The following is a 15969-nucleotide window of genomic DNA, read 5'->3' as shown; positions in this document are numbered from 1 at the left end:
GTTCTGGAACAGATTTATATGTCGGTTTTCCAATACTATTAAACAATGAAATGTTCAAGTAATATGAAGGGTTACCTTTCATTTTTGATACTGTGGATTTTGCACAGGAAAGGAATGAAGGGATCTGAAATCAGAACTGAATTTGAAAGAAGGAAGGGTAAAAAGCCCAGTCCTGGAACCATTTATCCCGCACTGAAGGAGCTGAGGGAAAGGGGATTGATCAGGGTGGATGAGCATAAAACCTATTTTTTAACAGAAGAAGGGGAAGAAAAACTTAAAACAGGGTGTAAATCATTCTGTCAAACATTCTACGATGTTGAGGATATGTTTAAGTTTTGTAACTGATTTTGAAGGATTAGATGAATGATTTTAGATATGATTATTGTGTATTTAACTGATTTTTAGTTTAAAGTAAAGATCTTAATCTTAAACATTTTAATATTGATTTTAAGGATCTTGATGAGTTATTTAATTAGGATCTCGATGATTTTTTAGATGATTTGATAAATAAAGATTAATAAATAAATTTTAAGGCAGTATGGGCAGGATATATCTCAGAAAACATGTTTTAGAGTCCTTACCTTCCCCCACCATAATCACCTTTTAACACCGTTCTGGAGTATATCCTTGACCCTTGCATCCACGTTGTCGGCGTAGTGGAGTGCCACAGCTTCAGGAGTTTTTGGGTCTATTGTAGAACCCCATCCATTGCTGACATCACCATGGTGGCTCAGGATCATGTGCAGGAGTTTGTCTGATATCTCCTCAGGTATCTCCAGGGCCTTTATTTTTTCCTTCACCATGTCCGAGGATATGAAAATATGATCCAAGAGCATTCCCTTCTCTGAGAATTCTATATGGGTCAGATCGTACTTGTAAGTCTGTATTTTACCAATATCATGGAGCATAACCCCTGTGTAGAGCATATCGCTGTCAAGTTCTGGGAACAGTTCGCAAAGGGTCATTGAAATCTTTAAAACTTCTACTGTGTGCTCAAGAAGTCCGCTGAGGTAGTTGTGGTGGTGAAAACGGGCTGCGGGTGCTGTGTAAAATTTTTCTGCAAAATCCTTATCACAGAAGAAGGATCTTAAAAGTTTCTTGAGATCCTGGTTTTCAACACTCTTTATAAGCTGGCGCACTTCCCCTACAAGTTCGTCCTTGTCCCTCTGTGATGCCACAACGAAGTCGTCCAGGTCGTATTCTCCCTCAGATAAACCCACAATGTTGTTGACTATAACGTTGAAGTTTCCAGAGCCCTGGGGAAATTCATTAACATTTCCCTCCAACCTGCATACTCCCCCAACATCTATGGATTCCAGAATATTCTCAGCATTCTTTTTTGGAAACATCCTGCCGTTTATCCGTCCGGTTCTATCTGAAAAAACTAGGCTTATGTAGTAACGTCCGTTTAATGATTTTTTGATGTACTTATCCACCACAACAAATTTGGAGCTGATGCTCCGGGTTTGATCAAGGTTCTCAACGAAGTCATTTTCCAATTTTTTAGTCAAATCAACATCCCCTGCTTATTTATCACAAAGCTATGTATTTCAAAGCTATTTTTATGCAATTCCAGCTGTACAAATTAATTTTATGAACTTTTTATCTGATCTTCTTTAAATGATCTTTTTAAACTTGAAGCCCTTTTGAATTTGAACTTAAAATCCTAACATTCCTGCTACAAATGGTGATCCAATTGCAAATGCCAGGAAGGTTATTCCCATTCCCATCTTAAGCCTTTTGGATATTTTAGCTGTGTTTTCAACTGAAACATCCCTTAATATGGAGACTGCACAGCTCAAAAATACTAGGATTGCAGGGGCAAGGACCAGAAGGTAGAGTGCGTTGAATATTCCTATGAAGTAAAGCACAGGACTTGTTATGCTTGCAAAGACAATGAAAAATGCTGCAAGTATGGATGCTGATTTTTTCCCATGAACTATGGGTAAAGTGGTTGCTCCCTCCTCCCTGTCTCCCTCAACATCCTCCATGTCCTTGACTATCTCCCTTGAAATGGTCATTAAAAAGGCATAAAACCCTAAAGCTATTGATACGTATATGTGTCCCACAACAACTCCACCAAAGACAAAGCATAGCCCTGTGAGGAAGGATATGCTGAGGTTTCCAATTAAACATTTTCTTTTAAGGTTGTAAGCATACCATATCATGAGTAATGAGCTTAGAAGGACTATTATTCCAGGTAATATGTTTATATAAAATCCTATTGCTATTGCTATTATAAAAAGTGCTGCAGAGTATCTTCCTGCATTTTTAAGTGATATTCTGCCAGAGGGGATTGGTCTTTGTGGTTTGTTTATGGCATCGATCCTGTGGTCGAAGTAATCGTTTATAGCATTTCCCGCCCCTGTTGCCATGAAAACAGCCACAGCTGCTAGAAAAACGTTTAAGTTGAAAGTTCCATTGATAAGTGCCACTAAAAAAATTGCTACAACCGCCATTAAGGCATTTCCAGGTCTTAATATTTCTAAATACGCATTCATGTGTACACCGTCAGTAACATGCTAATTTTCACTGATTTTTTTTGCTGATTGATTCAGAAGCCATGATTTTGAATCATGACATGATATCTACGATTTTTGATTTTTAATGATGATAATGTTTAATTTTTATGAATCGAACTTCTATTTGTTTAAAAATATGTTATTATTTAATGAAATTTTAACGAATTAATTGATTTAATTGATTTAATTGATACAATGGATTTGATTTACTTGATTTGATCCATCCGATTGAGTTTTAAATAAGAAAACTTAATTTAACCTAAAATTTTAGTACCTATTTGATTTAGCAATGCAACCAGATAACTATCTTCCATGAACCTTTATACATCTTATTAGATGTAATTTTTGTTAGCACTTGATAAGTTTGGTACCATTTCATAGTTATAATCCTTTGATAGTTATAATAAATAGACTGTACAGAACCTATAACAAGAGATATTTTTATGATGATATGGATTATGATATGGATTTTGCATTCATCAATTCAATTGCTCTGAGAAATAAATTTTAATGGAATGAGGATACGTTTTTATGGCTCAAAAATTACAGGAACTTATTTTACCAGAACTCCTTGCACCCGCAGGTTCAATGGATGCACTTAGGGCGGCTGTTAATGCTGGTGCAGATGCTGTTTACCTTGCAGGTAGGCGTTTCGGTGCAAGGCACTATGCAGCAAACTTCGGAGACAGTGAACTGCAGGAAGCATTACGTTACGCCCATTTAAATGGAGTGAAAGTTTACGTTACAGTCAACACACTTATAAAAGACTTTGAACTTGAGTCTGTTGCAGTTTATCTGCTCTGGCTCTACGAGATTGGTGTTGATGCAGTTATAGTTCAGGATCTTGGTGTTGCAAGTCTTGCAAAGAGTATAGTGCCTGATCTTGAAATGCACGCATCAACCCAAATGACCATCCACAGCCTTGATGGAGTTAAATGGGCCTGTGAATTTGGATTTAAAAGGGTTATACTTGCAAGGGAAGTCAAAATCCCCGAAATAAGAAAAATTCTAAAGGAAACTGGTGGAAACATTGAAATTGAAGTCTTTGGTCATGGTGCACTCTGCTACTCATACTCTGGACAGTGCCTCATGTCATCCTTTATTGGAGGTAGAAGCGGTAACCGGGGTATGTGTGCCCAGCCCTGCAGAAAACCCTACCAACTGGTCAGGGGAGAAATGGATGAACATGGAGTTCCATCAAAGCTAAGAAAAGTGAATCTGGAAGATGAATATCTGCTCTCAACCAGGGATTTAGCAGTTTACAGACACCTTGATAAATTAGTGCGAAGTGGAGTTCATTCCATTAAAATCGAAGGCAGAATGCGGTCCCCGGAGTACGTTGCAGTTGTGGTGGACCTATACAGAAGGGCCCTACATGCCCTGGGAGATGGTGAATGGAAACCCAGTGAGGAAGATGTTTCCAACCTTAAACTGGCATTCAACAGAGGATTTACCAAGGGTTACATCATGGATGCTGGTTTCAGATCAGTTATGGGGCGGAGCAAACCCGGTAACAGAGGTCTTTACATTGGAGATGTTGTTGGCTACAAACCAAAAAGCATGGAAACCATTGTTAAGATGAAAAATTCCATTATTCCTGAAAAGGGAGATGGAATTGTTTTTAAAAGTAGAAATTCTAATGATAAGGATTATGGAATGGTTTTAAATGAAGATGTGAATGTTCTGGGCAAGTCTGGAAAAATAAAAAAGGGTAAGTTAAAAATAGGTTTAAACATCCATAAACCTTTAAAAGAAGGTTATAAACTTTTTATAACCCGTAGAAAGTCTTTAATGGATATTGCAGATGATTTTGTCCAGGAAGGTTACAGGAATCCCATTCCAATTGACGTTAACATTCAATGGGATGAGGATCATGCTGCACATTTAACCTGCAATTTTCAGGTTAACGGAATCATGAAGAGTTTTGAGTACATTTCTCCATTCAAATTTGAAAAAGCCATTAAAAAACCATTGGAACCTGCACAGATAAAAAAACAACTCCAGAAAACTGGAGGCAGTCCCTTTAAAATTAAAAACCTTGACATATCTTATCCTGGAGGTTTATTTGCACCAGTTAGTAAGTTGAACCAGTTGAGAAGGGATATTCTGGCCAGAGTCGAAACAGAATTAATAAGATCATTCACACCCTCAGAAAATGATTTAAAAAATGCTAAAACCCTTTATAATGATTTTAAATCAGATCTAAATCAAAACTGGGATGTTGAAAGTCCTAAGAAGTTTAATAAGGAAATTTTTAGTGGAAGTTTTAATAAAAAAACTCCCCTTCTGTCTGTTTACGTTGACAGTGTTGAATCAGTCCATGCAGCATGTTTGGCTGGTTGTAAACGTGTCTACATTGAGCCCAATATTCCTGAGGGTACCTGCAGCAGAAACAATTCAAACCATGAAAAGTATTTCAAAGATGTTTTAGATGTGTTGAAAAAAGCATCTGCTATCTGCAGTAGTTACAGTGCTGAATTGATCTGGAAATGGCCCAACATTAGCCCAGAGAACTATCTGAACTCGGCAGTATCAATTATAAACGAAATCAGGGCAGATGAAAGTTTGGATTTATCAGGAGTTATGATTGACGATCTCGGAGCTGCAGTATCTCTTAAAAGTTTGTTTGAAGGTTTGAATGTCTACGGAGCAATGGGAATCAATCTCTGGAACCATCGAAGTGCAGAAGAACTCTCAAAAACATTTAAAACTGCAACTGTGTCCCCTGAACTCTCAAGTGATGAGATAGGGGATATTCTCACGAATTCAGGATTAAAGAGGGTAAATTTGTCCTTTGAACTTCTGGTTCAGGGAAACCTTGAAGTCATAACAACTGAAGACTGCCTGCCATGTTTACTAACAAAACCTGAAAAAAGCTTTGAAAACTCTGGTTTAAAAAAGATTGAAGGTGAATTTTTAGGTATCGAAGATGTTAAAAATCGTGTTTTTCCAGTTAGATCAGACTGCAGCTTAAAAACCCATATAATGAATTCTGTTGAGCTCTGCCTCCTTGATCATATTCCACAGATAATTAAGATGGGAATGGATTCTGTTGCAGTTGATGCACGGGGCAAACCCCCAGGATATGTGGAGGATGTGACTTCAGCCTATATCAATGCCCTTGAACTCTGTAAAAACTCCCAAAATAAGGGTAATTTAAAAAAGAATCTAAACATGCTTAAAAGGGATGTTAAGAAGTTTTCAACAGGAGGTATAACCACTGGAAACTTTATAAGAGGAGTTAAAACCTGAAATAAATGAAATTATTATGAAGTTCCTTATAAAAAAAAATGTTATTAGGAATTATCTCCTTCAAATTGGAAGGTTCAGCCATTCAAATAGTCCCATCATCTTAAGGGCAATGTAAACCATCAAAGCAGCATATATCAATTTCAATTCTTTTTCTGGGATTTTATGGGATGTCCTGACACCTAACTGGGCCATTGGAATACTTGTGATTGATAGGGCCAGTAACTGAACCAGATTTACATAACCTAGGGAGTAAGGGGGAAGTCCGGGAGTGTTCATCCCACTGAAGCTGTAGCTAATAATTCCACCCACTGCAGTGAAGATTATTACAGCTGAAGATGTTCCAATTGCTTTGTGAGCTCCAAATCCCATTAAAATAATTAGTATTGGGACGATGAGTATTCCACCACCAATTCCAAGAAGTCCTGAAGCTATTCCTGCCACAAATCCCCATAAGATGTAGTAATAAACCTTTTTTTCATTATTTTCAGTTCTGATTTCATTTGGAGAGTAATTTGCGGTTAACATCCAGAATGCAGCCCCAATTGCCAGAAATCCAAACAAAAATCTTAGAATATCTTCTGGTGCATGGGATGAGATCACTGCCCCTATAACTGCCCCTGTGAAGCCTGCAATTCCCATGAATACTGCAGGACGGATCATAACATATCCTCTGCGGCTGTGACCTAAGGAACCGCTTAATGCTGTGGGCAGAATCACAGCAAGGCTGGTTCCAAATGCTATTCTTATTGCAAGTGTGGGGTCAATTCCAATGGATGTTAGTAGGAAGAATTGGACTGGTACCATTATAAAACCTCCACCAACACCTAGAAGTCCAGATGCAAATCCAACAAAAAGGCCTGTGATCAAGAGCAGGGTGATGTAGACTAAAAATTCCATGGTTTTATTTTAATCAACAGGATTTATCTAATTTTGCAAAGCATTTGAATTAAATGTACCTATTCATAATCATATTCCATTTTCCCAGATTAAATTACGAAGATATAATATTAACTTCAATCAAGAACCATACAAAGGTGCCATGAGATGGAAAAAACGAATATTTTGATGGTAAATGGAGATGATCAGTCTGTGAATATCAGTGAAAACCTTAAGGATATGAGTTATGAATTGCAGGAACTGCTAAAACCTGACTTGAAGCTAAAAATTCATTAATTAAATCAAACATTGCACTGAATTAGATACTGGACTTACGACTTATATTTAATGTCCCTATTTGCAGATTTTTAAACCGGTGACAAGACTTGAGCGTAAATTGGCCAAAACTCAGGATAAATGACAGTCAGAGTAATTCTTAGAACTTCTCACACGGTCTCTAAAACCATTTATACACTTAAAATAGATAGTATCCTAAAAATTGTTGAGGATTATTACAATGGAGAATTATTGATTCCCATGAAAAAAATCCATGACTTAAAGGTGGTAAATTGGATCTCAAGGATATAAAGGGTATAGGTAACAGAATGGCTGATAAGATCATGGGCAGCTTCGGGGGAGAGGAAGAATTTCTGAAGGCTGTTAAAAACTTTGAAGTGGACAGGATCACAAGTATAGAGGGTATAAGCCAGCATAAGGCTGTGGAGATAGTTAATTCTGTTCTTGGAAATCCTACTGAAGATTTTTTGAAAACTGAAAGGGCTGTTCAGATATATGAAGATTTAACCCGTAAGATCCTTGACTTCGCCAGTACCAGCTACGCAAAAAACAGAATTCTTTTGATGAGCCCAACAAAGAACAAAGAAGTTATTATGGAAAACCTTGGTTTTGTCATGACTGCCAAGGATACTGTAAGCCAGCTTCCACGAAATGAAATCTCCAGACTCCTCAAAAAGATCCAACCAATGGATAAGCCAAAGCCAGAGTACGATCCATCCAGGGCAATTCTGGTTGAATCCCAAGGTGATTACCACAGAATGATTGAAATGGGCCTCAACAGTTACTGTCCCATAATAACCTCCGAAGAGCTTGAAAGCCTTGAAGACTTTGAATTCATTGTTTACGTATATTCTGAAGGTTTAATAGAACTTGAAGATGCGTACAACGTTGCAATGGCCAGTAATGACTCTGAAATATTTGAAATTGTTCCAGAAACTACCCTTTCCTACTTCAAGGAAAACTACGATTTACTGAGTAACGTTTTGAAGATAAATGATATTTTAGGTGAGGAATCTGTACTCCATAGAGTTGTGGAGGTTATGGATTCCATTGGAAGGGACGATTTTGATGAATCTATATTTGGAAGTGCAGTTGAAAGTGCCAAGGAAACTGCGGATAAAAAACTTAAGGAAGCCATCAAAGGCATTGACCTTAATGGTGATGAAGTTTTAGACCTTTTAAATGAGGGAATGCCTGAAAAAATCCAGAAAATATTTGATGAAGTGATGAAAGAAGCTAAAGAAGAGGTTAAAAATAAAACAGGATGTACTTTTGATCCATTCATCCAGAAGTACCCTGTTGAAATTGACTACCCTGAACTTGAAAGGATCAAAAAACAGGAAACATCAAAAAAAGAGGTTAGATCATTTGAAGAAAATGTGAAAGCTGCAGAGGTTTTAGCCCAACTTAAAAAGAATGTTGAAGAAGAAGTCCATAGGATCATCCTTTTTGATTATGAGTTTGCAATGGGTTGTTTCGCTTATTACTACAACCTGAACCCCCCTACAATAAGTGATGGATTCTCCTTCAAAGGAGGCATACACCTCAATCTGGCACTCGAGAATGAAAAGGTTCAGAGGATAGAGTACAGACTGGATTACCCTGAAAACGTTGTTTTGCTTACAGGGGCCAACAGCGGAGGTAAAACCACCCTCCTTGAAACCATTGCCCAGATCTCTATAATGACCCAGATGGGCCTGCCTGTCTGTGCAGATGAAGCACGGGTTAAACTGGTTGATGAAGTTTACTTCTTCTCCAAAAAACATTCACTCGATGCAGGAGCATTTGAATCATTCCTCAGAACCTTCATGCCAATTGTAACCCGAAAAACAGATAAGCTGATCCTTTTGGATGAACTTGAGGCAATAACTGAACTAGAAGCAGCAGTTAAGATCATATCAAGCTTCATGGACTTTGTACGAGATTCTAACTCATTTGCAGTTATTGTAACACACATGGCCCGTGAGATCCTGAAGTACACCGATGTCAGGGTTGATGGTATCGAAGCCAAGGGACTGGATGAGGATTACAATCTCATAGTTGATAGAACACCACGTATGGATTACTTTGCAAGGAGCACACCTGAACTGATACTGCGCAGGATGTACGAGAAGTCTGATGGAAGTTTGAAGGATATTTACAGGCAGGTTCTTGAGAAATTTTAGGAAATCAGGTGCAACCTACAAAATCATCTTAAAAGGTATCAGTATAAATATAATAGTGTTGAAGTACAACTAAAAAATCAGAATGATCCACTTCAATCCCTTAAAAATTATCAATCACTGGTTGAGGAAGTGGATTTTAAAAAAAGGAGATCAAAAATGTCTGTTAATCAACTTGAAACAACACTTGAGGCTGTAACCAACACAATAGCACACCTTGAAAAGAGTGAAAACTGTGATCCCAAACTCCTAGAGGATCTTAAAAATGAAAGAAAAAGGATTTTAAAGGAACTGAACGTTCACTCAGGAATATAAACTGGAAAAATAGTCCATAAAATGGGAAAAATCCTTAAAAAATCTCTCAGTAATCCATAAAAAAAATTTTGAAAAGAAATTATTCACTCGATCAAATGAAGGCAATCCAAGTAATGACCAGAATCCTCATTGAACCTGAACTTCTCCCAACGACCATTGAGTTCTATGAGAATCTTTTTGGGGAAGAATGTAACCTTCGCTTCAAGTACAAAGAGTACAACCTGGAACTTGCAGGTGTTGGTTCTGTTCTTCTAATTGCAGGTCCTGCTGAAGTTATTGAAGATTTTAAAAAGACCAGTTTAACTATTCTCGTTGATTCACTCGAAGAATTCCAGGAATATCTTCTGGGTGAAGGTTCCAGAGTCATTGATGAAATAAAATCCGTTCCAACAGGTCGTAACATGAGGATCCAACACCCTGATGGTACTGTGGTTGAGTATGTGGAGTTTGGAACTTGAATATTCCGTCAAAACTTTTAATTGTTTTATTTTTACCTGTTTTAGTGTTCAACTTATTTTTTAAGGATTATTTGAGTTAAAATTTAAAAAAAAAGAATTATAATTGTTTTTATTGGCTTTGCCCTTGGAAATTTTTTTTATTGATCCGCAAGTTCAGTTATTTTATTGGATGGTACTTTGAGGATAACATAATCTCCAATGTGTTTTATATCTTCATTTGATAACATGAGCCTTTTCTTACGGAATGCTGGGCCTGTTGATACAATAAGCTGGTTTATTAAACAACCCTCAGTTTCGATCATCACATCTTCGATTTTACCAACTTCCATTGCATCTTCAGATACAACTATTTTGCCCACGAATTTTTTGTACTGAAACTCTGGTTTTATGAGCTTATCTATTTTATCGGATTTTACTTTCTCCTCAATTTCCATATCATCCAGATCGATCTGCATGTAATCTCCAATACCTGATATTTCAGCTTCACTGACCTCGAAGTATTTCTTACTCAATGTTGAACCTGTGGAAATAACCACCTTATCAACCAGGCATTTTTTAAGTACTATACTTACCTCAGCAACTTTACCAACTTCTACAGCTTTTTTGTTTATGACGATTTTTCCTATAAACTCGCTTGCCTTCATTAAAACACCACCAATTTCTAATACCAATGTAACCATTTTAGTCTTATGTTTCTGTGACATATTATGTCTTTTGCGCAACTCTTAACTTCCAAGAGTGAACTGATTTCAGAATTAAAAAATATTATATCGGAATAGGAATAAAATTATTAATTAATATGAACTTGGAGGTTTGTACATGGTGAAATGGAGTGCAGTGATAGTTGGATTTATATTGACCATTATTCTTTCCTGGTTTTTTGGAACAATCAATACATACTGGGGTCCTAACCTTGGATTGTTCATAGCAGGGCTCATTGTTGGATTGATGGTTGGTAACGGTATTTTAAATGGTGCATGGAATGCAGCAGTTGCAGGTGCCTTTGGAACAATTGTGCTGTCTGTTCTGTTTCTGATATTTGGCACAATAGTTGCGGGTGTACCTGGATTCATAACAGCCGCAGCCACAGGCTTAATAATGGTTCTTGCATCCCTGATCTATTCTTTGATACTCTGTGGGGTCGGTGGAGCTATTGGGGGGTTGATCAGAGGGAAAACTTGAGGATAAATTTTCCCTATTCATCACCTATCCTTTTTTTGTTAATTTTTTTCAAATTCAATTTTTACGTTGTTACTCAGTTCAGATTCAAGATCTGTTTGTAATACTAAAGATATTTCAGAACTGCTTTTAAGAGCGAAGTTGAACTCTGTGGATGCTTCATCAAATTCAAGTACTGGTTTTGTTGCAACCTTCACACCCTCCACTATACTCAAGATACTGTTTTCAAGCTGTTCTTCAATACCTTCAAAAGAAATTTTAGAAATCCCTTTTTTTGGTTCTTGAGGTTTTGGAGGCTTAAACTTCAAAACTGTGGTTTGTAATGTTTCCTTTGAAATTTGTGAACCGATCTTCAATCCTTCCAGTACAGGGATCTGGAACTTGGCTTCAGCACCTAATTCTCCAGTTGATACGGTTTTCAGAGTTAATTTCACAGTTTTTATCTTGATTCCGGATGAAAACATTTCATCCTGGAGTTTAAAGAGTACATTATTTATCTTTTCCACAAGTTCTGCTAATGCAACAGTATCTTTAACAACCATACTTTTACTATCCCTAAAAAATTGTCTGCACATGTCCACTTCCCCAATACCTACGTTTCAAGATCCAACAAAAATGATGATTCATAATATGTAGTAAATTTGTAATAAATATTTGGGTGAAGATAAGTATAAAAAATTCTAAAAAAATTCTAAAAAGAAGCTAAAAAGAAGCTAAAAAGAAGAAACTACTTTATTTGGTATTAAAAATAAAATTAAACACTTAATTAATTTTTAGGAATGAATAATAATTTAAATAGGCTTTTTGATTATATAATGAATTCAAAGCTTAAAATAAAACCTTAAAATAAACTAAAAATAGGAATGGAGTTACAAAATATGAAATTGAATATGAAATGAATTTTGCCCACTCACTAACTCATCCGGTTCATAGGTAGCTCACCCTTCCCTCCCCTAGCAACCCTCGTAGCAGGCAGTCTGTCCGGCGCTGGGTTTCTCCCATTCATCGAAGGCTCAGCCAACCTCGTGGAAGGACCGTAGGCACTGGTCTGTAAAGATATGACAGTGAAATATGTTACATTCAACTATAGTATTTTGTAGGTTATAATCTTATCCCAACACCCCACCATTTTTGATGATCCATGTTTCTACAGGGGATCTCAACTTTCAGCAGGTCTTTTAAATACCTGGAATAATTTGAAGGGTTTTTTAGGTGGCTTACTGGGTTTTTCACCCTGATAAACTATCTTAACTTCGTATCCAATAGGTACATCCTCAAATTTACGGTCTAAAACTGTTGAACCGAATATATCCACTTCCCCTTTATCTGTTTCAAGGGTGTACTTGGTGCTTTTGTAGGGTCCAACATCACGCTCCTTTCCTATGTACTTGCCTATGATTTCATCACCTATGGCTTCTGGCCTCCAGATACCTTCTTCTGGATCTTTAACCTCTTCCCAATCATTCTTTTTCTTGTTTTTCATCTTTTGAACCATAAAATCACTTTATATTTTTTATTTGATATACACATCAGATTTAAAAAAATGGAACTTTAATACTGTCTTTAAAATTATTAATTCCAGAACCTTAAGTTCATCCATAAGGTTACAATTAATATTATTAATTTTAATTAGGATAATAATTTGCTTTTGGTATGGATCACTTTGAAACTTCCCATTTTTTTTTAATGTTTTTAGCAGCTGTATTAGCACAGATCATGTGAATTGACCTGAAATGTAAGGCTGATAGGGGAATTCTGGTCTAAAAAAAGTAAATAATTTATATAAGTAAAAAAAATAGCATCACATATCTTCATAGAGTTTAATAGAACGTTTTATGGCATCAAATGCTTCTTCTTTACCTTCCCAACCTAAAACTTCCGTTTTTTTACCCTGAAGTTTCTTGTACTCTGCAAAGAAGTGTTGAATTTCATCCAGAAGATGTTCAGGCAGATCTTCAATGTCAAAAACATCTTTAAACCGTGGATCGTCAACAGGAACACCTAGTATCTTGTCGTCATTTTCACCGGTGTCGATCATCTTCATAACACCAACCGGACGTGTTTCTATTATACAACCTGGAAATGTTGGTTGATCCATAAGTACAAGGATGTCCATTGGATCTCCATCATCCCAGAGTGTTTTTGGTATTATACCATACTCTGCAGGGTAATGGACAGGTGAGTAAAGAACTCTGTCAAGTATAAAAGCCTCTTTCTCCTTATCATATTCATACTTGTTCCTGGATCCCCGTGGAATCTCAATCACTGCGTAAACAGCTTCTGGTGCTGCTGGACCTGTTGCAATATCCTTCCAAAGATTCATATTTTTTTCCTCCATTTCATAAATTATTCCTTTAATTCATTCGAACTTTGCCATCACAGAGCTTGTTATATCTTCTTCAATGGTTGCATTACCCCTGCTGTCCAAAATTTTCCTTATATGCACATCTTCAATTACACTGTCCAACTAAAACACCACCTTTTAATATTTTATTAAATTTCTATGATTTTTATAGTGCAGAAAGACTTTTTAAGATATAGATCGCCCGAAAGGTGTATTCTAACTCTGAAATTCCAAGGTATTTGGATCTTCTGAAGCCACCATCACTGTTTTGAAGTTTTTTGGTGAAATCTATAATCCTTTCATGATTTTTAGGTTCACGATCCAGTAACTCGTGTATTCTTATCCCTGCATAAACCCCTTCAATGTAAGATGGATATGTTCCAGGTTTGTAAGCAAAACCCCCATCTGATGTTTGGCATTTCACTGTGAAACCAATCAACTTCTCAAGAAAATCCTCAAGGAATATTTGATCCATGACCTTTGGATCAACAAGATTTAATATCTCTAGAGCGTAGTACGTTGACATGATATTGGAAGTTGTACGTCCAAAACCACCATCTTCCTTTTTTTGTTGGAGAACCCAATCTTTCACATTTTCAAAGTTCTGGTAACCCATTAATTTGAGCACAGCCGTATTTAAAAATGCTACTTCCATGGTTGAAAACTCATTTCGCATGGTAAGAATCATTTTGTACTTCTCAGGCACTTCCAGTTTTATGCCATACAGTTTTAAAATGTTCAACCGGTAGAAAAACCCTTTCAAACCAAACATTCTACCGTTATGAAGGTAAGATATCCATTTCAATGTTTTTTCCAAATTTTTAGGTTTTTTACCCATTATTTGAAGGGTTTTTAAGGCATAATATGTGTTTTTGGTATCAGGAATACCTTCATATAATGTGAAGCCTCCTTCAGGATGTTCTCTATTGTAAACGAATTTCAGGGCTTTTTCTTTGCTGAACATTCAAATATCCCACCAGACAAGTTGTACTTCATTTTGAATCATAACTTCTTTTCAAAATCCAGGAGATCCTGTGAATGGATTGGTATGAACCATTTTTGAGCTATGAAAGTTGGTATAACTGCACTTGCAACCACAACCCCCACGAGTACAGAGTACTGAACCTGGTTTAGGTATCCTGCGTTAAGACCGAACACGCTGGCTATGGTACCAAAGGTTAATCCTGTACTCATGAGCAGGGTTGTGTACATGCTTCCATTGGGTATGTATCTTTTTGCAAGGAAGTAAACCCCTGCAAATTTCGAAACAATCTTTATGGCAAAGAATATAACGAATAATCCTAATGCACCCATTATCAGTGCTGCAGATACTTTTAAACCACCAACTATGAAAAATGCTGGTGTTATTACTGCATAGGCTACTGTTCGAAGTCTTCTGTTAACCATCTTCGTGCAGGATGTTTCTGTGAAATGTTTGGACATTAAAAGCCCCATGAGAAATGCAGGTAAAACTGCCTGACCATTTCCAAGCTTTGCAAAGTACACGAAGATCAAGAGTATCACGAATATGTACTTTATCTCAGGTTCAACCACCTTATCTTTGAGGTGGGGATTATTGAAGAACCATTGTGAGAACTTGGTTGCAAGAACTATTACTCCAAGGGAAACAACTACGAAAAGAACTGTGTAAACAGTTGGTTTTATGAAAAGTAAACTCAATGCCACTGCTGTGCACATGTCCGTTATGAAAGTTGCTGCCATGAGAAGTTTACCTAATTCCGTTCTGGAAAGGCCTGTTTCAACCAGTACTGAGTATATCACTGCTACAGATGTTGTTGAAAGTGCTGTGGCAGCTATTAAGGATGCCTGAACGTTCCATCTTAAACCGTAAAATGTGAAAAGAAGCACCCCGACAAAGGGTACTAAAAACGATGCAAAACCTATAAGAAAGCTTTCTTTGAACTTTCTTTTCATGAGATCCACATCTACTTCAGTACCTGCAAGGAAGGTTAGCAGTATACCTCCAAAGCTTGCAATGTAAACCATCCATGCTTCTGGCTGTAATATACCTAAATTACCTGCAATTGCACCTAAGATTATTTCTATCATTGCAACTGCAAGTCCTGTTCTCAGAGATATTAAACTTGCCAGTAAAATAAGTATTCCCAAAACTAAGGGATAAAAATCTGCGTACATTTTTAAGTTATTCCTCCTGATTATCAGTTTTTTTTAATTTTGATACCAGGAGTCATCAGCGTTGTCGCAGTTAAAGGCGAACCCCATCGCCTGAAAGGTTAATTGAATTATTAATTCAAACAATATTATGCTTGTTTATTCATTATAATTTTTAAAGTTTTTGGTTAAAAATAATAAAAAACGAATTTCAAGGAGTAATTAGTTCAAAAAAAGGTTAATTCAATCTAAAACTCTAATCTGGTAATGTATTAAATAGCAAAATAATAGCGTAGAAACTAAAATTTAAATAAAAAATAGAACTTCTGAATTTCTTATAATTTTAAAGGGTATGGCCGGCAGCGTTAAAGAGTTCCCATAGACTCCCGTCTACAGTACAATCAAAAACGCAGGAGGACTTCACTTCTGGG

Annotated in this window: 15 protein-coding genes and 1 riboswitch; of the genes, 6 read left to right on the top strand and 9 right to left on the bottom strand. The window is 36.7% G+C overall.

Going from position 1 to position 15969, the window contains the following annotated elements:
• Positions 1–45 precede the first annotated feature (45 nt).
• Entirely contained in the window at positions 46–345 is a 300-nt protein-coding gene (locus tag J2756_RS08405; RefSeq protein ID WP_209584589.1) for a PadR family transcriptional regulator, read from the top strand.
• Positions 346–596: 251 nt separating this feature from the next.
• On the opposite strand, the gene J2756_RS08400 is transcribed toward J2756_RS08405, so the two are convergent.
• Positions 597–1511, bottom strand: coding sequence for a 3'-5' exoribonuclease YhaM family protein (locus tag J2756_RS08400; RefSeq protein ID WP_209584585.1), 915 nt, complete (start codon positions 1509–1511; stop codon positions 597–599).
• A gap of 147 nt (positions 1512–1658) precedes the next feature.
• A complete protein-coding gene (locus tag J2756_RS08395) occupies positions 1659–2501 on the bottom strand; it encodes a UbiA family prenyltransferase (RefSeq protein WP_209584583.1) in 843 nt (280 codons plus the stop codon).
• A gap of 552 nt (positions 2502–3053) precedes the next feature.
• Here J2756_RS08395 and J2756_RS08390 point away from each other — a divergent pair.
• Positions 3054–5774, top strand: coding sequence for a DUF3656 domain-containing U32 family peptidase (locus tag J2756_RS08390; protein ID WP_209584581.1), 2721 nt, complete (start codon positions 3054–3056; stop codon positions 5772–5774).
• Positions 5775–5834: 60 nt separating this feature from the next.
• Here the strand turns inward: J2756_RS08390 and J2756_RS08385 are convergent, their stop codons facing one another.
• Positions 5835–6671, bottom strand: a complete 837-nt coding sequence (locus J2756_RS08385; RefSeq protein WP_209584579.1) for a sulfite exporter TauE/SafE family protein — start codon at positions 6669–6671, stop codon at positions 5835–5837.
• Between the two features lie 584 nt (positions 6672–7255).
• On the opposite strand from J2756_RS08385, the gene J2756_RS08380 reads away from it, so the two are divergent.
• The 3 genes from J2756_RS08380 (at position 7256) to J2756_RS08370 (ending at position 9882) form a co-directional block, all read left to right on the top strand.
• Complete coding sequence (locus tag J2756_RS08380; protein ID WP_209584987.1) at positions 7256–9112, top strand: MutS-related protein; 1857 nt, start codon at positions 7256–7258, stop codon at positions 9110–9112.
• Between the two features lie 156 nt (positions 9113–9268).
• Positions 9269–9424, top strand: a complete 156-nt coding sequence (locus J2756_RS08375; RefSeq protein WP_209584577.1) for a hypothetical protein — start codon at positions 9269–9271, stop codon at positions 9422–9424.
• 113 nt (positions 9425–9537) lie between these two features.
• A complete protein-coding gene (locus J2756_RS08370; RefSeq protein ID WP_209584576.1) occupies positions 9538–9882 on the top strand; it encodes a VOC family protein in 345 nt (114 codons plus the stop codon).
• Between the two features lie 137 nt (positions 9883–10019).
• Here the strand turns inward: J2756_RS08370 and J2756_RS08365 are convergent, their stop codons facing one another.
• Positions 10020–10526, bottom strand: coding sequence for a PRC-barrel domain-containing protein (locus J2756_RS08365; protein ID WP_209584574.1), 507 nt, complete (start codon positions 10524–10526; stop codon positions 10020–10022).
• Positions 10527–10701: 175 nt separating this feature from the next.
• Between J2756_RS08365 and J2756_RS08360 the strand changes: the two genes are divergently transcribed.
• Positions 10702–11064, top strand: a complete 363-nt coding sequence (locus J2756_RS08360; RefSeq protein ID WP_209584571.1) for a DUF5518 domain-containing protein — start codon at positions 10702–10704, stop codon at positions 11062–11064.
• A gap of 38 nt (positions 11065–11102) precedes the next feature.
• Here the strand turns inward: J2756_RS08360 and J2756_RS08355 are convergent, their stop codons facing one another.
• From J2756_RS08355 to J2756_RS08335, 5 genes are all read right to left on the bottom strand, one after another.
• Complete coding sequence (locus J2756_RS08355) at positions 11103–11636, bottom strand: trypco2 family protein (RefSeq protein ID WP_209584569.1); 534 nt, start codon at positions 11634–11636, stop codon at positions 11103–11105.
• Between the two features lie 584 nt (positions 11637–12220).
• Positions 12221–12556 carry a hypothetical protein gene (locus tag J2756_RS08350; protein WP_209584567.1) on the bottom strand — a complete coding sequence of 112 codons (336 nt, stop codon included), beginning with the start codon at positions 12554–12556 and terminating at the stop codon, positions 12221–12223.
• Between the two features lie 306 nt (positions 12557–12862).
• Positions 12863–13384 carry an inorganic diphosphatase gene (locus J2756_RS08345; protein WP_209584565.1) on the bottom strand — a complete coding sequence of 174 codons (522 nt, stop codon included), beginning with the start codon at positions 13382–13384 and terminating at the stop codon, positions 12863–12865.
• A 187-nt stretch (positions 13385–13571) separates the two neighbouring features.
• Entirely contained in the window at positions 13572–14369 is a 798-nt protein-coding gene (locus J2756_RS08340; RefSeq protein WP_209584564.1) for a prenyltransferase/squalene oxidase repeat-containing protein, read from the bottom strand.
• A 38-nt stretch (positions 14370–14407) separates the two neighbouring features.
• The gene (locus J2756_RS08335; protein WP_209584562.1) at positions 14408–15562 is read right to left on the bottom strand and encodes a cation:proton antiporter; all 1155 of its coding nucleotides are present in this window, start codon (positions 15560–15562) and stop codon (positions 14408–14410) included.
• 39 nt (positions 15563–15601) lie between these two features.
• A riboswitch (Fluoride riboswitch) is annotated at positions 15602–15662 on the bottom strand.
• Positions 15663–15969: the final 307 nt, after the last annotated feature.

Origin of the sequence: Methanobacterium aggregans (assembly GCF_017874455.1) — an archaeon.
GTDB lineage: Archaea > Methanobacteriota > Methanobacteria > Methanobacteriales > Methanobacteriaceae > Methanobacterium_C > Methanobacterium_C aggregans.
The sequence above is the reverse complement of the archived record's forward strand: the minus strand, read 5'-3'. Positions and strand labels throughout refer to the sequence as shown.